General features: G+C 70.4%; 24 protein-coding genes. 13 read left to right on the top strand and 11 right to left on the bottom strand.

The features are described 5' to 3' along the window. Positions 1–231: 231 nt before the first annotated feature. Positions 232–681 (top strand): peroxiredoxin, encoded by a 450-nt coding sequence (locus ACGFIS_RS35295; RefSeq protein WP_392898046.1) that lies wholly within the window; start codon positions 232–234, stop codon positions 679–681. Between the two features lie 20 nt (positions 682–701). Here ACGFIS_RS35295 and ACGFIS_RS35290 read toward each other — a convergent pair whose 3' ends face one another. After that, complete coding sequence (locus ACGFIS_RS35290) at positions 702–2,336, bottom strand: CocE/NonD family hydrolase (protein WP_392973817.1); 1,635 nt, start codon at positions 2,334–2,336, stop codon at positions 702–704. Positions 2,337–2,516: 180 nt separating this feature from the next. Between ACGFIS_RS35290 and ACGFIS_RS35285 the strand changes: the two genes are divergently transcribed. After that, positions 2,517–3,605, top strand: coding sequence for a mechanosensitive ion channel family protein (locus ACGFIS_RS35285; RefSeq protein WP_392973808.1), 1,089 nt, complete (start codon positions 2,517–2,519; stop codon positions 3,603–3,605). Positions 3,606–3,643: 38 nt separating this feature from the next. Here ACGFIS_RS35285 and ACGFIS_RS35280 read toward each other — a convergent pair whose 3' ends face one another. Continuing rightward, positions 3,644–4,507, bottom strand: coding sequence for an ATP-binding protein (locus ACGFIS_RS35280; protein WP_392973807.1), 864 nt, complete (start codon positions 4,505–4,507; stop codon positions 3,644–3,646). A 144-nt stretch (positions 4,508–4,651) separates the two neighbouring features. Between ACGFIS_RS35280 and ACGFIS_RS35275 the strand changes: the two genes are divergently transcribed. After that, positions 4,652–5,062 (top strand): organic hydroperoxide resistance protein, encoded by a 411-nt coding sequence (locus tag ACGFIS_RS35275; RefSeq protein WP_392973806.1) that lies wholly within the window; start codon positions 4,652–4,654, stop codon positions 5,060–5,062. 16 nt (positions 5,063–5,078) lie between these two features. On the opposite strand, the gene ACGFIS_RS35270 is transcribed toward ACGFIS_RS35275, so the two are convergent. From ACGFIS_RS35270 to ACGFIS_RS35255, 4 genes are all read right to left on the bottom strand, one after another. Beyond that, entirely contained in the window at positions 5,079–5,705 is a 627-nt protein-coding gene (locus ACGFIS_RS35270) for a GPP34 family phosphoprotein (RefSeq protein WP_392973805.1), read from the bottom strand. Between the two features lie 2 nt (positions 5,706–5,707). Next, a complete protein-coding gene (locus ACGFIS_RS35265; RefSeq protein WP_392898028.1) occupies positions 5,708–5,944 on the bottom strand; it encodes a hypothetical protein in 237 nt (78 codons plus the stop codon). A gap of 11 nt (positions 5,945–5,955) precedes the next feature. Next, the gene (locus ACGFIS_RS35260) at positions 5,956–6,870 is read right to left on the bottom strand and encodes an SPFH domain-containing protein (protein WP_392898025.1); all 915 of its coding nucleotides are present in this window, start codon (positions 6,868–6,870) and stop codon (positions 5,956–5,958) included. A gap of 71 nt (positions 6,871–6,941) precedes the next feature. Then, a complete protein-coding gene (locus ACGFIS_RS35255; protein ID WP_392898023.1) occupies positions 6,942–7,121 on the bottom strand; it encodes a hypothetical protein in 180 nt (59 codons plus the stop codon). Positions 7,122–7,161: 40 nt separating this feature from the next. Between ACGFIS_RS35255 and ACGFIS_RS35250 the strand changes: the two genes are divergently transcribed. The 7 genes from ACGFIS_RS35250 to ACGFIS_RS35220 all read left to right on the top strand — a co-directional run bounded on the left by ACGFIS_RS35250 (position 7,162) and on the right by ACGFIS_RS35220 (position 12,532). Next, positions 7,162–7,581, top strand: a complete 420-nt coding sequence (locus ACGFIS_RS35250) for a limonene-1,2-epoxide hydrolase family protein (RefSeq protein ID WP_392973804.1) — start codon at positions 7,162–7,164, stop codon at positions 7,579–7,581. A gap of 328 nt (positions 7,582–7,909) precedes the next feature. Then, complete coding sequence (locus ACGFIS_RS35245) at positions 7,910–8,950, top strand: nitrous oxide reductase family maturation protein NosD (protein ID WP_392973803.1); 1,041 nt, start codon at positions 7,910–7,912, stop codon at positions 8,948–8,950. Between the two features lie 150 nt (positions 8,951–9,100). Next, complete coding sequence (locus tag ACGFIS_RS35240; protein WP_392973802.1) at positions 9,101–9,793, top strand: hypothetical protein; 693 nt, start codon at positions 9,101–9,103, stop codon at positions 9,791–9,793. Positions 9,794–9,900: 107 nt separating this feature from the next. Beyond that, on the top strand, positions 9,901–10,038 hold the full coding sequence (locus tag ACGFIS_RS35235) for a hypothetical protein (protein ID WP_392898014.1): 138 nt from the start codon (positions 9,901–9,903) through the stop codon (positions 10,036–10,038). Positions 10,039–10,105: 67 nt separating this feature from the next. Then, positions 10,106–10,510, top strand: coding sequence for a DUF3592 domain-containing protein (locus ACGFIS_RS35230; protein ID WP_392898011.1), 405 nt, complete (start codon positions 10,106–10,108; stop codon positions 10,508–10,510). A 284-nt stretch (positions 10,511–10,794) separates the two neighbouring features. Further along, positions 10,795–11,565 (top strand): MBL fold metallo-hydrolase, encoded by a 771-nt coding sequence (locus tag ACGFIS_RS35225; RefSeq protein WP_392898008.1) that lies wholly within the window; start codon positions 10,795–10,797, stop codon positions 11,563–11,565. A gap of 58 nt (positions 11,566–11,623) precedes the next feature. Next, entirely contained in the window at positions 11,624–12,532 is a 909-nt protein-coding gene (locus ACGFIS_RS35220) for a hypothetical protein (RefSeq protein ID WP_392898005.1), read from the top strand. Positions 12,533–12,609: 77 nt separating this feature from the next. Here ACGFIS_RS35220 and ACGFIS_RS35215 read toward each other — a convergent pair whose 3' ends face one another. Next, positions 12,610–13,398: an RNA ligase family protein gene (locus ACGFIS_RS35215; RefSeq protein ID WP_392898002.1), complete on the bottom strand. Its 789-nt coding sequence runs from the start codon at positions 13,396–13,398 to the stop codon at positions 12,610–12,612. A gap of 125 nt (positions 13,399–13,523) precedes the next feature. On the opposite strand from ACGFIS_RS35215, the gene ACGFIS_RS35210 reads away from it, so the two are divergent. Continuing rightward, a complete protein-coding gene (locus ACGFIS_RS35210; protein WP_392973801.1) occupies positions 13,524–14,579 on the top strand; it encodes a hypothetical protein in 1,056 nt (351 codons plus the stop codon). Positions 14,580–14,635: 56 nt separating this feature from the next. On the opposite strand, the gene ACGFIS_RS35205 is transcribed toward ACGFIS_RS35210, so the two are convergent. After that, the gene (locus tag ACGFIS_RS35205) at positions 14,636–15,727 is read right to left on the bottom strand and encodes a DUF6348 family protein (RefSeq protein WP_392973800.1); all 1,092 of its coding nucleotides are present in this window, start codon (positions 15,725–15,727) and stop codon (positions 14,636–14,638) included. A gap of 500 nt (positions 15,728–16,227) precedes the next feature. Between ACGFIS_RS35205 and ACGFIS_RS35200 the strand changes: the two genes are divergently transcribed. Together ACGFIS_RS35200 and ACGFIS_RS35195 are read left to right on the top strand one after the other, a co-directional pair. Then, complete coding sequence (locus ACGFIS_RS35200; protein WP_392973799.1) at positions 16,228–16,740, top strand: hypothetical protein; 513 nt, start codon at positions 16,228–16,230, stop codon at positions 16,738–16,740. Beyond that, positions 16,704–17,294: a hypothetical protein gene (locus tag ACGFIS_RS35195; RefSeq protein ID WP_392897992.1), complete on the top strand. Its 591-nt coding sequence runs from the start codon at positions 16,704–16,706 to the stop codon at positions 17,292–17,294. Before ACGFIS_RS35200 ends, ACGFIS_RS35195 begins: the two co-directional genes overlap by 37 nt. A 73-nt stretch (positions 17,295–17,367) precedes the next feature. Here the strand turns inward: ACGFIS_RS35195 and ACGFIS_RS35190 are convergent, their stop codons facing one another. The 3 genes from ACGFIS_RS35190 to ACGFIS_RS35180 all read right to left on the bottom strand — a co-directional run bounded on the left by ACGFIS_RS35190 (position 17,368) and on the right by ACGFIS_RS35180 (position 19,989). Beyond that, positions 17,368–17,961, bottom strand: coding sequence for a maleylpyruvate isomerase family mycothiol-dependent enzyme (locus tag ACGFIS_RS35190; RefSeq protein ID WP_392973798.1), 594 nt, complete (start codon positions 17,959–17,961; stop codon positions 17,368–17,370). Between the two features lie 69 nt (positions 17,962–18,030). After that, entirely contained in the window at positions 18,031–19,014 is a 984-nt protein-coding gene (locus ACGFIS_RS35185) for an RNA polymerase subunit sigma-70 (RefSeq protein ID WP_392973797.1), read from the bottom strand. A gap of 315 nt (positions 19,015–19,329) precedes the next feature. After that, the gene (locus ACGFIS_RS35180; RefSeq protein ID WP_392973796.1) at positions 19,330–19,989 is read right to left on the bottom strand and encodes a hypothetical protein; all 660 of its coding nucleotides are present in this window, start codon (positions 19,987–19,989) and stop codon (positions 19,330–19,332) included. Between the last annotated feature and the right edge of the window lie 115 nt (positions 19,990–20,104).

Genomic DNA, 20,104 nt, shown 5'->3' with positions numbered 1-20,104 from the left:
ACACCTGCTCGGACAGTTTCATATCCGTCCGCACTCCCCGTCAAACGTCGCGAATGGGATCTCCGGTTCGTTTGGACCCGGTAAACCGCCTTCAACCTGGTTGAATACTGGACCAGATGGACGACGAAACATTTCGGTGAGCGGCCTGCGGCCCGGCACGTGGACGTCCCGGCGGCATCACCGCCCACCACCGCCCTGGCCGCCCACCATCCGGACGGCTAGGTTCGACCCATGAACGTCGGTGACGTCGTTGACGACTTCGAACTGCCCGACGAGACGGGCGAGCCGCGCACGCTGACCGGTCTGCTGGAGAAGGGCCCGGTGGTCCTGTTCTTCTACCCGGCGGCGATGACCCCCGGCTGCACCGCCGAGGCCTGCCATTTCCGGGACGTGGTGGCCGAACTCGCCGAGGCCGGCGCCCACCCGGTCGGCGTCAGCGCCGACCCGGTCGCCAAGCAGAAGGAGTTCGCCGACAAGCACTCCTTCGGCTACCCCCTCCTGTCGGACCCGGACGGCGACGTCCGCGCCCGCTTCGGCGTCAAACGCGGCATCGCCCTCCTGCCCACCAGACGCCAGACCTTCGTGATCGACACCGACCGCCGGATCCTGGCGGTCGTCAAGAGCGAGATCCGCATGAACACCCACGCCGACCGCGCCCTGGACGCCCTGCGGGCCCGCTAGCCGTACTCGGGCGCCGCGGGTCAGCGGACGACGCGGACGACGGGGAGGTTGATGGCCGAGGGGTGGGCGGGGGAGTGGAGGATCTCCTGGTCCGCGGTGAGCATTTCGGTGGCGGTGCCGATGGGGGCTCCGGTGCCGGGGTTGCGGGCGACGCGGGGGTAGGCGCCGCTCGCGACCTGGACGCGGACGCGGTGGCCGCGGCGGAAGCGGTGACCGGCCGGCCATAGTTCGACGGCGACGTGTCTCACGCCGTCGGCGTCCGGTTCCGGGGTGCCGGGGACGAGGCGGCGCATGCCCTCGCACAGGTTCAGCGACTCGCCGTCCGCAGTGACGTCGCACAGCCGCACCACGAAGTCGGTGTGCTCGCGGTTCGAGCGGATGTACAGGTCGGCGGTGACCGGGCCGATGATCTCCAGGTCGTCGTCGAGGACGGCGGAGGTGTAGGTCAGCACGTCCCGGCGGCGCTCCAGGCGTTTCTGGTCGGTGGACGGGCGGGTCTCGCCGAGCAGGGTGGGGCCGCCGAGGAACGGCGTCGGGTGGTTCGGGTCGTAGCGGTAGGCGTCGGGTTCCGAGTCGGGCGGGTCCTCGGGGGACAGGGCGCCGGCGGGCCGCAGGTGCCAGCGTTCCTCGCGCATCCCGGGGACGGGCCAGTCGGGGAACTCGCGCCATTCGCCCGCGCCGGTGATGTACAGCCGGACGGGCTGGTCCCGCAGCCCGGACGGGTCGTCCAGCAGGTGGGCGCGGAACCACGCGACCGACTCGCCGACCGACCCGCGCATCATCCGCTGGTCGGCGTGGAACCACGGGCCGATCGTCAGGTAGGGGCGCCGCCCGGCGGCGCGGAGCGCGGCGTAGTCCTTCATCTGCCACGGCAGGAAGATGTCGTACCAGCCGCCGGTCATGTTCACCGGCGCCGTCACCCGCGAGACGGTGGGGCTGAAGTCGCGCTTGTCCCAGAACTGGGTGTCGGGGCCGTTGACGAGGAGTTCCTGGAAGAACCGCTGCTGCCCGCCCGTCGCGAGCCGGTCGAGTTCGGCGATCGGGCGTCCCGAGAGGGTGGCGCGGCGGGCGCGGCGCGGCGACATGATGCCGGTCGTGATGCCCGACAGGGAGCTCTTCATCCGCGCGGTGAGGTCCACCCAGATGAGCGCCGACTCCAGCGCGAACGTCCCGCCGACGTTCACCGCGTCCCGGAAGGTCGAGGCGGTGACCTGCATCGACAGTGCCCGGAGTTCCGGGCCCGCCTCGGCGGCGACGGCCCACTGGACGTAGCCGAGGTAGCTCGGCCCGTGCATGGCGAACGTCCCGCCGAACCACGGCTGTGACTTCAGCCACTCGATGGTGGCGAGTCCGTCCTCCCGCTCGTCCAGCGCCTCGAACACGCCGCCGGACCCGAACCCGCCGCGGACGCTCTGCACCACCGCCTGGAACCCGTGCGACGCGAACGCCTGCCCGCACATGAGCCCGAACGGCCCGCGCCGCCCGTAGGGGGAGCGGACGAGCACGGTGGGCGCCCGCTCCACGTCGACGGGCGCGTACCGGTCGGCGAGCAGCGTCACCCCGTCGGCCGCGGGGACCGGGAGGTCCCGCTCGACCGTGACCTGGTGGGGGCCGTTCCGCAGTCCCAGCGCCGTGACCCCGAGCCGGCGCATCATTCCCACGCCTACCACTTGATCGATCGTAATCGCCCCGTCGGTCGCGTCAGCCCCCGGAGTCCGTGATGTGCCTCGCACGCTCCGGGTCTTCTATACGATCGAGGGCGCACAAGACGGCGGAAACGGGATCTGACGGGCGGGCGGCGAGGCCGCCCGCGCGAAGGGGGAGATGCACGCGCCATGGGTGATGTGAGCTGGGAGCGGGTCATCGCCGCCGGGATCGTGCTGGCGTCCGCTCTGGCGATCGCGGTGGTCCTGCGGTTGCTGACGGCCCGGCTGTTCAAGCGGGCGGGCGACACCCGGTGGGCCTGGGACGACCTGGGCGCCCGGCTGATCAAGGACCTGGTGGTGCCCGTCTCGGTCCTGCTCGGCCTGTGGATCTCGGCGAAGGTGCTGCAGCTGCCGCGCGGCACGCTCGACGCCACGGCCAAGGTGCTCACCGCCGCGACGATCCTGGTGGTCACGCTGGCGCTGGCCCGGCTGATCGCGGCGTCGGTCGCCTCCGTCGCGATGGCCCGGCAGGGCGTCGCCGGAAATGTGACGATCTTCGCCAACATCACGCGGGTGATCGTGCTCGGCCTCGGCATCCTGGTGATGCTGGGGAGCCTCGGTGTGTCGATCACGCCGCTGCTCGGCGCCGCGGGCATCGGCGGCCTGGCGGTCGCGCTGGCGCTGCAGGACACCCTCTCGAACCTGTTCGCGGGCGTGCACGTCCTGGCGGCCAAGACCATCGAGCCCGGCGACTACATCAAGCTGGCCACGGGCCAGGAGGGGTACGTCGTCGACATCAACTGGCGCAACACCTCCATCCGGACGCTGTCGGACAACATCGAAGTCATTCCGAACATGCGGTTCTCCGACACGATCCTCACCAACTTCCACCGCCCCGCGCAGGACATGTCGATCCTGGTGGACGCGAAGGTGAACTACGAGGCCGATCTGGACGAGATCGAGGCGCTCTGCATCGAGGTCGGCCAGGACGTGATGAAGGAGGTGCAGGGCGGCGTGGCCGACAGCGACATCTTCGTGCGGTTCAAGAACTTCGACGATGGCGCCGTCGGTTTCCACGTGATCCTGCGGTCGTCGGAGTTCGGCGACCAGTTCCGCATCAAGCACGAGTACCTCAAGCGGCTGCACAGGGCGATCCGTGAGCGGGGCATCGCGCCGCCCTACTGGCACCACCGCGTGGCCCTCGAGGAGATCTCGGCCCGCCACGACGGGGCGGGCCGCAACGGCGAACCGGCCCGCCGCGGCGAACCGGCGGTCTGACCCCGGTCCGGCCCCGGCGGCGCGGCGGGGTACGGCCGTCAGGCGGGCGGGGGGACGTCCTCGTCGAACCAGGCGAGGAACTCGGTGCGGCCGAACATCCGCGCGGTGTCGACGGCGGACGGGGATCCCGCCCGCGGGTCGGCGCCCGCGTCCAGCAGGGCCCGCACCACCTCCGACTCCTTCTTGAACACCGCCCCGGTGAGCGGCCGCTGGCCCCGGTCGTTGGCGCGCTCCGGGTCGGCGCCGCGGGCCGCGAGGGCCCGGACGGTGCCGGGGTGGCCGTGGTGGGCGGCGACCATGAGCAGCGTGTCGCCCTTGTCGTCGGACAGGTTCGGCGGCACCCCCGCGTCGACGTGGCCGGCGAGCTCCGCCGTCTCGCCGCCGCGCGCCATCTCGAACAGGCGGGTCGCGAACTCTTTTCTCTCCGGGTCGGCGTCGGTCATGAGCGGAACCCCGCTTCCGGCGGTGAGCAGCCCGCCGAGGCTGTCCTCCCCGTACTGCAGGTTCTTCTCCAGGGCGACGAGCGCCCCATCCTGGAGGAAAGTGCGGAACCGTACGTCGTCGGCCAGCGCCCTCATGATCAGCAGTCCGCGGCCCTGTTCCGCCCCGGGATCGGGTCGCGGAATCCGCTCGGCGTCGAAGCCCGTCCCCGAGTCGATCACTTTGATCATGCAGTGGCGGTCCTGGATGATGGCCCGCACCGTGTAGTCGGCCCCGTGCTCGGCGTGCCTGATCACGTTGGTGCACGCCTCGGTCAGCATCACCTCGATGTCGCTGCGGATCTGGTCCTCCACCCCGAGGGCGGTCAGGGCCGCGTCCAGCAGCCTCCTCGTCGCCGGGACGCTCGCCGCGTCACGGGGGAGCAGGAGGTCGAGGCTGATCTCCACGTCGTCTCCGTCCACGTTCCGTCCAGGTGAAGCGTGCCCTTTCGGGCACTCTCAAACATCGGCGACGGATGTCCGGTGCCCCCGGGGATGCGCGGGGACCCTCCTGCCACTACATTGGTTGTGTAAAACTAAGTTGTACGCAATCAAAAGGAGGAACGGGTGGACGTTCACTACACCGCCGTCGCCACCGCCAACGGGCGCGACGGCAAGGCCGTCAGCTCCGACGGCCGTCTCGACCTGGCCCTCGCCGTCCCCACCGAGATGGGAGGTGGCGGCGGCGCCGGCACCAACCCCGAGCAGCTGTTCGCCGCCGGGTACGCCGCCTGCTTCGCCAGCGCCCTCGGCGCCGTCGCCCGCACGACCAAGCAGGACGTCCGGGACGTCTCCGTCACCGCCGAGGTCGGCATCGGCGGTGACGTCGAGAACGGGTTCGGCCTCACCGTCGTGCTGCGGATCGAGCTGCCCGACGACCTGGAGAACGGACGCGACCTGGTGGAACGCGCCCACCAGGTCTGCCCGTACTCGAACGCCACGCGGGGCAACGTCCCGGTCGAGCTCGTCTACGAGTAGCCGGCCGGCGGGCGGCTCAGCCCGCGGCGGCGGCCGCGTTCTGCTGGCGGATCACCTTGCGGACCGCCGTCGCCGCCGGTCCCGTCCGGGCCGTCAGCTCCTCGATCCGCCGCCTGTGTCGCCGCCGGTCCGCCCCCGGCAGGACGGTCTTCAGCCCGCCCGCCGCCGCCAGCGCGACCGCCGCCGCGTCGTAGCTGTTCACGTGGGCCACCGGACGCCCCCGCAGCGCCGACGACGCCCCGCCCCACAGCGACTTCACCACGCGGGGATCCTTGACGGTGACCTCCTGGCCCGGGAACAGGCCCAGCCTCCGGCGGGGCCGCACGCGGATCCACCCGTCGCGGACCAGCTCGTCCCGTACCTTCACCACCATGGCCTTGCCGTCCTTGTGCACCCAGTGCTGCCACGACCTGGGCCGCGACCCGGCGATCTGCGCCAGGACCCCGTACGGATCCTCGCCCGGCGTGCCCGGGACGGGCTTGCGCCGCTCCTCGCCGAGCCGCCCGTCGAGGTACAGCTCGGTGAGGGCGGCCGCCCGCAGCACGTAGCCGAGCTGCGGGCCGCCCTTGCTCATCCTGTGCTTCTTCAGGTCGTACGCCAGCAGATACATCCGTGCCGGCAGCGATTCCGGAACACTGACCATGACTAGTCCTCGCCCCCGCCGGGCGGCGGGTCTTCCTCGTCCTCGGCGGCACCGCGGGGGCGGCCGCGCCCGCGCATCGCGCGGGCCGACCCGGGCATCCGGCCCGCGTCGGCGAGCGCCCGCCTCAGCAGGAACTCGATCTGGGCGTTGGTGCTGCGCAGCTCGTCCCCGGCCCACCGGGCCAGCGCCTCGTGCACCGCCGGGTCGAGCCGCAGCAGGATCTTCTTGCGCTCAGTCACTGGTAAGGGGGTCACTGGTAGAGGCTGCCGGTGTTCACCACCGGCTGGGCGTCGCGGTCGGCGCACAGCACGACCAGCAGGTTGCTGACCATCGTGGCCTTGCGCTCCTCGTCCAGCTCGATCACGTTCTGATCGTCGAGCCGCTCCAGCGCGAGCTGCACCATGCCGACCGCGCCCTCCACGATCCGCTGCCGCGCAGCGACGACCGCGCCGGCCTGCTGGCGGCGCAGCATCGCCTGCGCGATCTCCGGGGCGTACGCCAGCCCGGTGATCCGCGACTCGATGATCTCCACCCCGGCGGACGCGACCCGCTCGGCCAGCTCGGCCGACAGCTGCGCGGTGATCTCGTCGGCGTTGTCGCGCAGCGAGGTCCGGTCGGCGTCGTCGTAGGGGAAGCTGCCCGCGATGTGCCGGACGGCCGCCTCGGTCTGGAACGCCACGAACTCCACGAAGTCGTCGACCTCGAACACGGCCCGCGCGGTGTCGGCGACCTGCCACACCACCACGGCCGAGATCTCGATCGGGTTGCCGTCCAGGTCGTTGACCTTGGCCAGCCCCGTCTCGTGGTTGCGGATCCGCGTCGACACGCGCTCCCGGGTCGTCAGCGGGTTCACCCACCGCAGCCCGTCGGTGCGGACCGTCCCCTTGTACCGTCCGAGCAGCAGCAGGACCCGGGCCTCGTTGGGGGCCACGGGCGTCAGGCCGGCGGCGGCGACCAGGCCGGCCACCGCGAGCAGCGATCCCGCCGCGATGCCCGCCGCCAGGGCGGCGGTCCCGCCCACCGCGACTCCGGCGAGCACCGCGGCCGCGCCCACCAGCACCAGGACGACGGCGAGCCCCAGCATCGCCCACCCGCCGCGGTCCCGGGCCGCCCGCTCGGTGATCTTCGGGCGCGGCATGTCCACCTTCGTCGCCTCGTCGGCCATGTTCGGTTCTCCTCGTCTAGCGTTATCACCAACCTAGCAAAGTGATATCAGTTTATCCACATCGGGACATGTCAGGCGACCGTGACCAGATCGGGCTCCTCGGCCTCGGGGCTCACCGTGGGGACGTCGCGGAGCGTGATGAGCGCGAACACCGCGACCAGCGCGGCGAACACCGCGCTGCACAGCAGGGCGGCGTGCATGCCGTCCACGAGGGCCTCCCGCGCGGCGGCTCGTCCCCGATTGTCCCGCATCCCTGAACTACGGTGGTGCCACCGAACTTGGAGGACCGCCATGAGCGAGACCCGGATCGTCACCGACTTCCTCTCCGCCCTCGAAGACCTCGACATCGACCGTGCCCTCACCTACGCCGCGCCCGAGATGGTCTACCAGAACGTCCCGCTCCCGCCGGCTCGCGGCCTGCCCGCCGTCGAGAAGACGCTCCGCGCCATGTCCCGCTACGGCACCGGCTTCGAAGCCCGCGTCCACAACATCGCCTCCAACGGCCCCGTGGTCCTGACCGAGCGCACCGACGTCCTGGAAGCCGGCGCCTGGCGTGCCGAGTTCTGGGTGTGCGGCACCTTCAAGGTGCTCGACGACCGCATCACCCTCTGGCGCGACTACTTCGACTGGACCACGTTCATGGCCGCGTCCGTGAAGGGCCTGGGCGGCGTCGTCCTGTCGGCCCTGTCACCCCGTCCCAAGGCGACCTGACCGGCCGGCCCGGGTCTTCGGGCCACGCCCGCCCGCGCGCCGAGTCGTTCATAATGGCCGCGGCGTCGCCGGCCGGCGGCCCTTTTCCCCTCGGGGGAACGCTCGCGCTTCCGCGCGGACGCTCAGCCCTAATCGCCCGTTGTCCGGCGGCTTCCCCCGAAGCCGTCTGGGCTTGCGAAAGGGACGGCAAAATCGAGCGTGATTCCCCGGGCTTTACGCTTCCGGCACCGGCGGCATTACCTGGCCGGTCCAAGATGATCGAGGAATTGCCCGGCCGCGAAAGGCGGCGGGCGGTCCCGAGTCGGAGCAAAGAAACGGGGGAAAAGGGATGAGGCGGACTCTTGTGGTCTCGCTCGGCACGGTCGTCGCGTTCGCGGCGCTCGTGCCGGCCGGCCAGGCGTCGGCGGACGCCCGGATTCACGTGGTGAAGCCGGGGCATTCGATCCAGAAGGCCGTCAACAAGGCCAAGCGCGGTGACATCATCCAGCTCAAGGCGGGCCGCTATGACGGGGGTGTCCTCGTCCGCAAGCCGCTGACGATCCGCGGCGTGGGCAACAAGACCGTCCTGCGGCCCGGCCGCAGGGACCACTGCGCGAAGGTCGAGCAGCCCGGAATGGGAATCTGCGTGGTCGGCCGCGCCGGGCACCCGGTCAGGAACGTGACGGTCAAGAAGCTCAGCGTCTGGAAGTTCAAGGAGACCGGCGTGCTCGGACTCCACACCGACAAGCTGACGGTGGAGTACGTCCTGGCCAAGAAGAACGGCGAGTACGGCATCGCGGAGTTCAACTCCACCCGCGGCCGTTTCGTGCACAACTGGGTTGAGCACTCCGGTGAACACGCGGGCCTCTATGTCGGGGACATCGCCGACGCGCACGGGACCGTGGTCGCCGAGAACCACGCCTCCGGCAACGCGCTGGGCCTGCTCATCCGGCACGCCCGCCACGTCAAGGTCTGGGGCAACGACTTCGTCCGGAACTGCACCGGAATCGCGCTGGTCGACGACGGCCAGAAGGGCGGGCAGGGCAACAACGCGATCTGGAAGAACAACGTCTCGAAGAACAACCGCGACTGCAAGGCGTACGGCCCGGTCCCCGCGCTCAACGGCACCGGCATCCTGCTCTTCGGCGGCGACCACAACACGATCGCGAAGAACAAGGTCAAGCGGAACCGGGGCGACCTGCGCTACTCCGGCGGCATCGTCCTCCAGCGCGGCGTCCCGCCGAAGAGGCGGCCCGCCGAGCACAACCTGATCAAGGCCAACCACGTCCGCGGCAACGCGCCGTACGACCTGGTCGACAAGAGCGGCAGCAGGACCAACCGCTTCGATCACAACCGCTGCAAGACCTCCAAACCACGCGGCCTCTGCTGACCGCCGAATCACCCAGGGAGGCCGCGCCGGGAACTCCACCCGGCGCGGCCTCCCGCCGAAGAGCCCCGGAACCGAAGAGCCCCGGCTCCGAACCGCCCCCGCACGGCCCTGTTTGCGCCATGATGGGCACCCGCCGAACCGGGGAGGGGCATGGCGTCAGCACCGGCCGCACCAACCGCACCCACCGCATCCACCGCACGCGACCGACACCCCGAGCGCTGGCTCGCCGCCTGCGCCCTCGTCTACGGCCTCACCCATCACCTCGGCTTCGGCCTCGCCGGGCTCGGCACCATCGGCGACACCCGCTGGGCCGACTGGATCGACATCCTCGTCCCCTACGCCGTCCTGCTCACCGCCGCGGCCGCCCTCCACACCGGGCGGGCCGACCGCCGCAGCTGGGCCGTCTACCTCGTCGGCGCCATCACCTACGTCGAAGGACACGGCATCCACCTCGCCGCCAACTCCGTCGGCAACGACACCCCCGGCATCGCCGTCGTCCACCTGTGGGACGAAGTCGTCGGCCACTACCTCTGGTACGCGGGAACCGCCGTGGTCGTCGCCGCACTGGCCCGCACCCTCGCGGCACGCCCCGCCCCGCCTGCGCACCTCGCGCTCGTCCCCGCCCTGGCGGTCGCCCTCACCTGGACCACCAACTCCCTCGAAGGCGGCACAGCCGTCATGGGCCTCATCGTCGCCGCCGTCTTCACCGCCTGGGGCCTGCGCACCCGGCACCACCTCGGCCGCGTCCTCATCCCCGCCTTCGCGCCCGCGCTGATCGCCCTGGCCGCGTACGGCATCTGGCGCCGCGGCTTCCCCCAGCCCACCGATCTCGGCTGGCTCTGACCAACGCCGCCCCCACGCGCCGGCTCCCGCCCCGGATAGGGGACGAGGGCCGCCCGGACTGCCCGACGTTTTCGCTCCGGACGACGTCGGGCGGGGCGTCCTCGCAGATGACGAACAACTCGTCGGCGAAGATCTCGATCCGCCGGCCGGGTGGACCGGGCATCACCACCCGCGTGAAGACCGACTCGGGCTTCGTCTGCCCCCGCAGCGGCTGCCGGATCGCATCGTCCGGCATACTCGGCTGACGTTCGCGAAGCCTTGACGGGTGCCTGCGGAACCTGGTCGATGACGTCGACCTGCCGAAGGGGGAGCATGTCCACTTTCGTCCCCGCCATCGTCTGCGGCGGGATCCTGCTGGCCCTGGGCTATGTGCTGGTACGCGACTGGTGGCGTCTGACCCGGCGGGGCACGCCGGCGACCGGCCTCGTCGTCGAGTACCGGAGGCGGGGCCCGACGGACGTCACCCCGCGGAAGATCACGGCCGTCTTCCAGTTCACGACCGCGGAAGGCCGTTCCGTCGAGGCCGTCAGCTTCTCGCGCATCCCGGGACTGCCGCGCCCGGGGCAGGAGGTCCCCGTCTTCTACGACCCGGCCGCCCCCGCGGAGAAGGCCGACCTGGCCAAGGTCCTCCGCTTCAAGGTCGCCGCCGGTTCGGCGGTGTCCGTGCTCGGGACGGCCATGCTGATCGCGGCCCTGCTCAGCGCCTTCGGCTTCTGACTCCGCGAACCGGGGTGAGCACCACGGTTATGAACGGCCGCGGAGCCCGGTGAGCCGGGCCGGTCAGGGCCTGCGTCCCGCGGAGATGACGCTCCCGAACTCCTCGCGAATCGCCGCCCAGTACTCCAGATCCTCCCGATCGGCCTTCCATCCCTTCCGTCTCCGCGGAACGTCGCCGCCCGGCGCCGCCATCGCCGCCCGCGCCGCGTCTCCGGCCGCCCCGCAGCGCGGGTGGCCATGGCCGGCGGATCAACACCTGATGTTCAGCGTTCTAGACTTCGCGGATGACCAGCGAGCCTCTCAGCATCACGGTTCTGGGCTCCGCCACGCCGTACCCGAGCGCGGACAACCCTTGTTCCGGCTACCTGGTGACCGGCGCGGGCACCCGGGTGTGGGTGGACGCGGGCACCGGGACGCTGGCCGAGCTGCAACGCCACGTCCGGCTGGACGAGCTGGACGCGATCTGGATCTCGCACCTGCACGCCGATCACAGCGCGGACCTCCTCACCGCCTACTACGGCGCGCTCTACGCCGACATCCGGCTCGCCGCCCCGATTCCCCTGTACGGCCCTCCGGGCATCGCCGACCGGCTCGCGCACTTCCTCACCAACACCTCGACCCGCAGCCCGGTCGAATCCGCCTTCGACATCGAGGAACTGCACGACGGGCATCAAGTGCGGGCCGGCGCGCTCACGCTGACCAGCCGGGCGGTGTCACACGGCATCCCGGCCTTCGGCCTGCGCGTCGAGGCCGCGGGCCGCTCGCTGGTGTACTCCGGGGACACGGGCCCCTGCCCCGCGCTGACGAGCATGGCCGAGGGATGCGACGTGCTGCTGTGCGAGGCGGACAGCGCGCACGCCTCGGACGCCGAAGTGCAGGTCCACCACACGCCGGAGGACGCCGGCGACACCGCCCGCGCGGCCCGGGCGGGACGGCTGATCGTCACACACGTCGGGCGCTCCCTCACGCCCCGGCAGGCAGTGGCCGCCGCCTCGACCCGCTTCGAGGGCCCCATCGACTACGCCGCCCCAGGTGCCGGCTTCCCGGTCGGCTGAGCATCGTCCGTTAGGCTTTTCCGGAAAGCGCGGTTCGCCCGGCGGACGGGAGCTCCTCATGGATCGACCGAGTGCGATCGACCGCAGGACGCTCGCCCGTCACATCGCCGGAGACGTCGACCGGGTGGCGCCGCTGCTCGCGCGGCTGCTGGTGATCCGCGCGATCTGGAACATCCGCCACCGGCGCGGCGACCATTCTCTCTGGGTGGCGCAGGACATGGCCGCCGACTGCCGGGAGGAACTCCGGGCGGCGGGGACGACCACACGGAACCTGGCCCGCGCCCTGGTCCCCGACCACGACGTCGACCACGACCTCACCACCGCGATCACCGGAGCCGACCGGCTGAGCACGGCCATCAGAAGCGAAAGGGACGCATACGCGGACTACCACCTGGCCACCGACCCCGACAGCCTCGACAAGCAGCGGGCCGCTGAGATGGGGAGGCGGTGGCAGGAGAAGCAGGACCACGCCGGCGAGGCCCTACGCGGGCTGCCCGGCGACCTGGGCAGGGGCGAGGCCGGATCGCTGCTGCTGGATCGGGCCCTCGACCGTGTCTTCGAACGGGGCCCATACTACCAGGCCCGCCACTACCTGTTCAGCCGGGAGCCCGAACGCGCCTGGCGCCGCCGGGTCGCCGGCGTCCTGCACGACGAGGCGAGCACCGCGATGGTCCGCGGCAGCCGGGCGGCCACCGGCGACCTCGCCGCCGACCTCCGCCACGGGTGCCGGGCGCTCGGCGACACGGCCCCGAGCGCATGGGCGGGCCAGGCCGCGGGACGCCTCGAACACATCGCCATCCCGGTGTTCACCGGGACGAAGCCGCTCACGCCCGACAAGGTCACCGCGATCCGGCTGCTGGCGCTGTGCCTGACCTGCGAACTGGAGACCGATCGGCCTTCCGCGGCAGGCGACCCGTTCCGCGTCGTCGTCGCCGGGATCACCTCGATGGAACGGGATACCGTCTGACCGTTCCCGCCCGGACCACTGGGTCAGGGCACGTCCCGTAGGTCTGCCGTCCTACCGTGTCGGGTGACACGCGTCCCTCACCGCCGCTGCCGGCGGCGTTTCAGGGTCCGCTCGTAGTCCTGGAAGCGCGCCTTGGCGATCCTTGACCGGTCGAGGCTGCGCAGCACCAGGCCCTCCGGCCGACGGCCCGCCGTCTCGTCCAGGCCTGCCCGGGACTCAGAGAGGTGGGCGGTCAGGAAGGCCGACATGCCCTCCACGTCCTTCGGCAGTTCCCCGCCGCTGACGACGCTCAGGTACGGCACCGGCGGAATGTCCAAGCCCTCCGCCAGGCTCCGCAGGGCATCCACATCGAGGAATTCCTGCCCGCCGCCGTCACGCCACGAGGAAATGCGGCTGCGCTCCCAGCCCAGGACGTCCATATCGGCCGAGGTGAGGTCGAACAGCCGATACCCCACGGCGCCTTTCGCGCTGTACTGCTTGGCCTGGCCGCCGATCTTGCCGCCGTAGACCTCCAGGTACAGCGTGACGATCGGCCGGTGGAAATCGGAGTGGTGGCTTTGCGCAAGGCGCTCCGCCAGCGGCCTGAGCGCCTCCACGATGCCCAGGGCCGGGTTTCCGACGCGGTCACCCCGGGCGTACAGCAGTTCCTCGCGGGAGCCGATGAAGTAGTCGGCCGAGCCGGGGAGCAGGACGATCCGGCCGTTCGTGCCGTCGATCTTCTCCGTCAGATACGCCATGCCGTCGAAGCCGTCGAAGGTCGTCAGCTCCTCGGTCAGTGCCCCACGCTCCCCGAGGGCATGGTAGGTGAGGATCGAGGGATACTTCGTCGCCGAGTTCAGCGCGTCGATCTTGCTCATGTCGAACATCTCGCTATTCTCGGGCATGCTCATGTCGAGCGGCGAGCAGTTTTTGGAGCACGGTTTTTGGAGCACGGTGCGGCCACTGGAATGCCGCCCACAACAAACGTGGCAATGCGGGAGGAGCAATGGTGATGAACGATCCGCTGGCGGCCGGAGTGAAGTTGCTCGAGCGTTGGCTGCCCGGTGTCCGGGTGTCTCTCGTCCACGGCGAGGCGCCGCGCGCGCTCGACGTGGACTGGGAGGAGCAGCCGCCGTCACTGGCGCAGGTGGCCCAGTACGCAGGATTCGCCGGCCGGGCGGAACGCCGTCCGGTGGCCGTCCAACGGTTCGAGATCGAGGACGCGGACGAGATGTTCGGCGCCCACCGCGCTGCGGCGGGATTCCCGGACGCGGGCGCGGAGCAGGCCCTGGCATTCCTGGTTCCCGTTCTGGAGGCCGCCGCCGGTCCGCTGGACCGCCGGACACGGGCGGTCGCCGCGTTCGTGGCCGGGATGCTGGTCGAGGACAACGAGGACCTGCTGCGGATACAGGTCGCAGCCGAGCCCGGCGGCTCGCCGCTGGAAGACGAGGTTCACCTGATGGTGCGAACCTGGAGAGGCGACACCGGCCGCCTGTCCGTGGCACCCGCTGGGGCGACGCCTCCTGATCAGGGCGACGCGGAATCGCGCATCGCGTGCCTCACTACGTTGCTCAGTGAGTTGCTCTACATCAACAACAACAACCAGGTCACGTTCGAGGTGACCTTCATGGCGCATGACCTGCCGGTCTCCGTCGATCTCGATGCCGCTGACGCCGCGCTGCGAGCCGCGCCGCCACCGGGCATCGGCTGGGACTTCGCCGAAACTCCCGAGGAGGAGGACGACGACGGCCTTCTCTTGCGATGGTCCCTTGACGAACTGGAGGCCGCCCTGGCCGATTCTGAGCGCGCGTTGATCGAGCTCGCTTGGGGAACGGGGATGGGTGCGGGTGGCTCACCCTCGATGGAGGATCCCGGTGACCATTTCGTCCACTGGCTGCTGAAGGATCTGCTCAACACCATCCGGGCCGAGGTCACCGGCACCCCCGACGGTCCACCACGGCTCGCCTATGGCAAAGGGCTTCCGCTGGAGCTCACCGGCGACGGGGCTTGCCTGGTTCTGGTCGGACCGGACAGGATCGCGGTCATCGATATCGATGATGGCTGCTGACACGAGGCTGCTTACACGAGGCTGCTTACACGGAGCGCGCTCCGGGCCATTACAGATCACGACTTACCACTGGAGTACTGGACGCCGTCGGCAGGCACGAGGAGGGAGAAGAGCCGCACCGCCACCCTCCCATGGGGCAGAGGCGCCGGACTGTCCGCGACCACGGCCTCACCACCGGGCCACGGCTCGCCGTCCAGGAGCACCTCATTGGTCTGCAGCCGGCCGTCGTGGTAGGCGGTGAACAGGCGCAGCCCGTGCACCCTCCGGGTGAGCGGAACCGAGCGCAGCTCGTCCAGCAGCCGGTCGAGCAGCGGCCCGGCGGACGGCACCGCCCGGTCGGTGAACATGGTGAGCTGAGCACCCAGGACCAGCTCGAACGCGCCGCCGGGGTGTTCGTATCGCTCCCGCACCACCTGGTCGGAAGCGGCACCGGGACGCAGCAGGCCGTCGACGATCGGATGCAGGGAGCCGCGCTCGAACTTGCGGAGCGCCCCGCCGATCGCCTCGCGCCAGGTGGTGCCGTGCCCGGCGAAGCTCTCCACCAGCCATGGCGTGGCCAGCGCCGGGTGCGACACGGCGAAGTCGACCTGGGCCATCACCATGCCCGCCGGAGCGGGGTGGACGAACAACTTCGCATCGGCCTTCGCCTCGCCGTCGAGCAGCACGTGGTGCCCCCGCAGGAGGCCCTCGAACACGGCCCGCGGCGAGGGGACGCCGCCGTCGCCCGGCTCGACCGGCTCCAGGTCCCGGGCCAGCGCGGTCTCGCCGAGCTCCAGATCCGACAGCTCCGACCCGGCGGACAGCGCATTGTTGATCGCCTTGATCTCGCTGCTGCGCAGCGCCACCCGTTCGATCTCGCCGCGGCCCGCCTGCTGGGCGCGTGCCAGCGCGGCCACGAACACCGCCTCGGCCGGCAGGCTCACTCGTCCCCCCGGAGCCACCACCGCGTCCGGGAACGCGACGTCCGGCAGCAGCCGCCGCGTGAACGCCATCGGCAGGAAGATCAGCAGCCTCTCGGCCAGCCACGGCTCGACCCCGGCCCCGGTGAGCCGGCCCCACACCTCGTCGTCACCCGGCGGCTCGGCGCCGGCGCAGAACGCGGCGATGCCCACCTCGACGGCGGCGTCGAACACCATTGATTCGGTCACGTGTCTCGGTCACTTCCTGTTGTCAGCCCGGGGCCCGGGGTCGGGGACGAGCCGCGCGGCGAGCCGCTGCCCGGTCGGTGAGAGCGGCGGGAACATCCAGGGCGGTCACGGCATCGAGCTCGCCGAACCTCCGGCGATCCCTCTTCGACCCGTAAACCTGGGATCTGGTTCCGATCATGACCGATGTGATGTGACCAGCGCAATCGCCGGGACGACCATGGGGGACGACTCCAGAGCACGGGATGCGGTTCGGCGCCGTGTTCTTGCGGGCTTCGACACACCGGGCATTCTCCGACTATCGTGATTCACCGAGCCTGCAGAAGAATGATCGGACGAATTTGCTCTCCTCCCGCACAGCATTGATTATTCGCGAGCTGACGGAATGCGGCAGGGCCGGCGGCCCCCATCCGCCTTGTGGTCCTACCCGGCAAGTGTTCGGCTGCGGCTCGGGTTTCTGCGGGTCGACCTCTCGGCTCTGACGGCGAAGGAAGGTACCGCGCATGCCCGACGACGATTTCGATCACACCCTGAAAGACGTGATCCGCCACAGTGGAATCGTCCTCAAGGTGGGTGTCGCGGCGATCGTCGTCGTCCTCATCCTCAGCATCATGTACGTGTTCGGCTGGGGTTTCTTCTCCAGCGCCACGGCGCCGTGGCGCGGCGCGGCCGAGCAGCGGGAACGGATCGAGGGAAGCGGGGACTACCGGATCGCCGCGTACGACCATTTCTTTGACCTCTGTGCCCAGGTTCAGTCCGACGAGGCGTCGATAAGGAACCTGCGGCGCGAGCTGAAATCGGAACCGAAGCCCACCGATCAGCGCGTTCTGCAGATCAACGCGTCGATCACGGCGTTGCAGAACAACCGCGCCGAGAACATCAACCAGTACAACGCGGATGCCGCGAAGAAGCACACCGAAGGGCGGTTCCGGAGTTCGGGGCTGCCGTACCGGCTCAGTCTGAGCACCGAGGAGACATCATGCACGTCGAGTTCACCATCACCCGCTCGGACCTGAGGCGTTTCCTGGTCCTGCTGGCCATGGCGGGCGTGGCCCTGATCACCCTTGCCGGTTGCACCGAGGACGCCGGCGATGAGGAGCAGGATCGGACCCTGGGCGGGTACACGCGGCTCGTGGCGCAACAGCCGAGCAAGACCATGAACTACTCACCGACCCGGAACACGGCCAACTTCTGGATCGAAACCTGGAACAAGCCCGGCAAACTGAGCTACGTCTACCTGCAGAACGGCGACGGCGACCTGCTCGGCTACTACGTGTTCAAGGGACTCCCGGTGCCCTACTGCGTCAGCCTCACACCCCCGGAGCAGGTCAGCGGCACAAGTGACGCCGGTGTCGTGCGCAAGGCACCGGCCGTCGACGGCGTGTACTACGGACAGGGCGACTGCGACCGCTACTTCGGCATCGACGCGACGACCAACTCCTACGTCGAGTACACGGCCGGGCTGGGAATCAACGTGCTGCTCTACGACCAGCCACTGACCAACCGCCCGAACGTGGAGCCCCTCGGCCACACCCGCATCGACAAGGACGGCAAGCCGGTCGGCAACTAGCCGGCCGCCGCGTCGCCGCCCCCGCCCTCACCTCCAGCGCTCCCAGCGCCCCATCCGCGACGTGATCGCGTGATCATCCCTCGACGGGACGCCGTCCGGTGACCACGAGGAGGATGTCCTTGGACGTCATCTCCACGACGGTGGATCCCTCGCCGACGACCGCGTCGGAGTCGGTGGCGGCCAGTCTCCTCCCGCCGAGGTCGACCCCGAAGTACTTCAGCTGCCGGGGCCTGGTCGACGCCAGGACCAGCGCGAGCCGCTCGGCCGGTGCCGGGGGAAGGCCGAGCGGCTCGGTGAAGTCGAGGCCGTGGATGACGTCGTGGCTGAGGGCGCCCGCCTGCCCGCCGCCGGGTGGCTGCCAGGGGTGGTCGATGTTGCGCCGGAGGAGGTCGAGCAGATCGCTCTCGCTCGTCGCCTGCGCCGCCGACCGGGCATCCCGGTCGGCATACCGGTTGAACGAGAACCCGGCCCGGACCAGACCCGCCATCACCCCGATCGCCCTGGTCCGGAACGGCATCGTCATGTGGGCGACCACCTCACGGGTCCGCCAGCCGTCGCACAGGGACGGCGTGTTCCACTGCTCCGGCGTGAGGTCACCGAGCAGGCCGGCGAGCCGCTCCCGCTCTGCCCGGGTTTCGCTGGTCAGGTGGGCCGAGGTCGTTTCCATCGAGCTGGTCCTTTCGCGTCGTCAGGGTGTTCACCGACTTGTACGACGCGTCGGGCGAGAACTCATCGGTCACGCGGTGACGTGCTCCGCACCTCGGAGGGACTCCGGGAGGCCGAACTCGGCGAATCGGTGCTGGGTACCGAGGAACGTCACCATCCGGCTGATCCGCTCGTCCCGTATGTCGACCGAAACGAGAGCGAACGGGCGCAGGACGCCGTCGTCGCCGGGCCGGTACTGCCCGAACCCCGAGGCGCCGTTGATGCGGCATGGGACCAGTCGGGCGCCCGCGCAGGAGTCGCTGGCCCCGGCGAGCGCAGCGATCTTCTGTGCGCCCACCAGCCGCCACTGGAACGGCGGCATCGAAGCCACCGCGTCCTCGCGCATCACCGCGGTCAGCCCGGCGATGTCGTGGGCCTCGAAGGCGGTCACGTACCGGCGCAGCAGATCACGCTGCCCGGCGTCCTCGGGGTCGTAGAGGTCGAAGGGGTCGGGCCGGTCGGCCTCCAATGATGCCCGTGCGCGCTGCAGCGCGCTGTTCACCGCGGGCACCGTGGTCCCGAGGATCTCGGCGGTCTCCTGGGCGGTGAACACCAGGACGTCCCGCAGCACCAGGACGGCCCGCTGACGAGGAGCGAGGTGCTGAAGCGCCGCGATGAACGCCAGCCGCACCGACTCCCGTCCCACGACCACGTCACCGGCGTCCCGGCGCTCCAGCAGACGCGAGTCGGGCATCGGCTCCACCCACACCTCTGCCGGAAGCGGCGCACCGAGGTCCGGGCCCTGGTCGGCCGCCGACCCCACGTCCATGACCAGGGCCCGCCGCTTCGCCGCCCGGAGCATGTCGATGCAGACATTGGTGGCGATCCGATGGACCCATGTGCTCAGCCGTGCTCTGCCCGGGTCGTACCGGTCCAGCCTGGACGACGCCCGGATCAGGGTCTCCTGAACCGCGTCGTCCGTGTCGGCGGCGGAGCCGAGGAGCCGGTAGCAGAAGCCGGTCAGCGGGACGCGCAGAGCCTCCAGGTCCTCGATCGCCACCTCACCTGCCCGCACGAGCCACCTCCGTCAGCCGGCCGTCATGTCCACACCCCGAAGACTAGTTCCCGGTGACCGGGCAGATCAGCGGCACAACTGAGCCGGTTTCGCGCGCAAGGCACCGGCGTACACGTGCACCGAGCCCGCGAACCCGTGGCCGTAGGGGCCCAGCGGGCCGACGCGCACCTCCACGGCCTTTCCCACGTCCCCGCGTCCATCAGTGTGTCCCATCAACAGAAAGCCACCACAGGAAAGGTGGAACGTAGTGGTGGATTTGCAGACCTAATACTCCAGCCTCACTTCGTGGGGGGGCTGCGTGGTGGCGTGAACGTTTCACGCTGTATGTGATACCGACCGCCGATCTCGTCGGGCCGCTCGTGTGAGGGTGACTGAGCACGCTGCCAGGGCGAGGCCGCTGGCCGGCCCGGCCAGCTGGACGGACCGGTTCGGCGGGGTGATGATCTCTGACATGTCTGCTCCGGCGGTTACGACGACGGTTCGGAACAGGCCGTAGGCGAAGAGTGAGCCTGATCCCGTCCAAGTGGCTGCCACCGTCAGCCAGACCGGGATCGGGAGCCGCTGGGCGAGTCTGGGGAACGCCAGGGACAAGCCGCCCAGCGCGGCCAGAATGGCGGCTGCCGCCTCGCTGGCTGAGCCGGTACGGCCTGCGAGGACGCGCCCCTCTTCGTATCGGCCGAAGCCTCCGCCGTCGCCGATCGCCCACCTGACGCCGACGGCGGCGACGGCCAGCGCGGCAAGTGCGGCCATGAGAGCAACGCTTCTCTGCGCGACTGACGGCTCTACCTGAATGCTTGCGCCCAGAACGCGGCTCCAGCGTTCCCGCGCGTATAGCGCGAAGGCGGTCAGCAGGAACACGCCCTGAGCGGCCAGGCTGAAGGCGACCAGTGCCCATGCCCATGGCTCGACCAGCCCGCCTTCGAAGCTCATCGAGTCTCCCGAGGTCACCAGCCAGCCGGCAGCAGAGACGGTCACGATTGGGACGGTCGGTGCCACCCGCGTTCCGCAGTTCGTAGACACACGGCTGTGATCGCCGGCGAGTCGCCGCTGGTCAGCGCTGTGCGGCGCTGGTTTCCAGGGCTGGCAGGCT

It is taken from the genome of Spirillospora sp. NPDC048824, from assembly GCF_043198455.1.
In the GTDB taxonomy this organism is placed as follows: Bacteria; Actinomycetota; Actinomycetes; order Streptosporangiales; family Streptosporangiaceae; genus Spirillospora.
The sequence above is the reverse complement of the archived record's forward strand: the minus strand, read 5'-3'. Positions and strand labels throughout refer to the sequence as shown.

Bases quoted from the DNA above. Each gene is read 5' to 3' on its own strand.
- ACGFIS_RS35295 (WP_392898046.1), top strand. From the start codon at position 232: ATGAACGTCGGTGACGTCGTTGACGACTTCGAACTGCCCGACGAGACG.
- ACGFIS_RS35290 (WP_392973817.1), bottom strand. From the start codon at position 2,336: ATGATGCGCCGGCTCGGGGTCACGGCGCTGGGACTGCGGAACGGCCCC.
- ACGFIS_RS35285 (WP_392973808.1), top strand. From the start codon at position 2,517: ATGGGTGATGTGAGCTGGGAGCGGGTCATCGCCGCCGGGATCGTGCTG.
- ACGFIS_RS35270 (WP_392973805.1), bottom strand. From the start codon at position 5,705: ATGGTCAGTGTTCCGGAATCGCTGCCGGCACGGATGTATCTGCTGGCG.
- ACGFIS_RS35260 (WP_392898025.1), bottom strand. From the start codon at position 6,870: ATGGCCGACGAGGCGACGAAGGTGGACATGCCGCGCCCGAAGATCACC.
- ACGFIS_RS35255 (WP_392898023.1), bottom strand. From the start codon at position 7,121: ATGCGGGACAATCGGGGACGAGCCGCCGCGCGGGAGGCCCTCGTGGAC.
- ACGFIS_RS35250 (WP_392973804.1), top strand. From the start codon at position 7,162: ATGAGCGAGACCCGGATCGTCACCGACTTCCTCTCCGCCCTCGAAGAC.
- ACGFIS_RS35245 (WP_392973803.1), top strand. From the start codon at position 7,910: ATGAGGCGGACTCTTGTGGTCTCGCTCGGCACGGTCGTCGCGTTCGCG.
- ACGFIS_RS35240 (WP_392973802.1), top strand. From the start codon at position 9,101: ATGGCGTCAGCACCGGCCGCACCAACCGCACCCACCGCATCCACCGCA.
- ACGFIS_RS35235 (WP_392898014.1), top strand. From the start codon at position 9,901: ATGACGAACAACTCGTCGGCGAAGATCTCGATCCGCCGGCCGGGTGGA.
- ACGFIS_RS35230 (WP_392898011.1), top strand. From the start codon at position 10,106: ATGTCCACTTTCGTCCCCGCCATCGTCTGCGGCGGGATCCTGCTGGCC.
- ACGFIS_RS35225 (WP_392898008.1), top strand. From the start codon at position 10,795: ATGACCAGCGAGCCTCTCAGCATCACGGTTCTGGGCTCCGCCACGCCG.
- ACGFIS_RS35220 (WP_392898005.1), top strand. From the start codon at position 11,624: ATGGATCGACCGAGTGCGATCGACCGCAGGACGCTCGCCCGTCACATC.
- ACGFIS_RS35215 (WP_392898002.1), bottom strand. From the start codon at position 13,398: ATGTTCGACATGAGCAAGATCGACGCGCTGAACTCGGCGACGAAGTAT.
- ACGFIS_RS35210 (WP_392973801.1), top strand. From the start codon at position 13,524: ATGAACGATCCGCTGGCGGCCGGAGTGAAGTTGCTCGAGCGTTGGCTG.
- ACGFIS_RS35200 (WP_392973799.1), top strand. From the start codon at position 16,228: ATGCCCGACGACGATTTCGATCACACCCTGAAAGACGTGATCCGCCAC.
- ACGFIS_RS35195 (WP_392897992.1), top strand. From the start codon at position 16,704: ATGCACGTCGAGTTCACCATCACCCGCTCGGACCTGAGGCGTTTCCTG.
- ACGFIS_RS35190 (WP_392973798.1), bottom strand. From the start codon at position 17,961: ATGGAAACGACCTCGGCCCACCTGACCAGCGAAACCCGGGCAGAGCGG.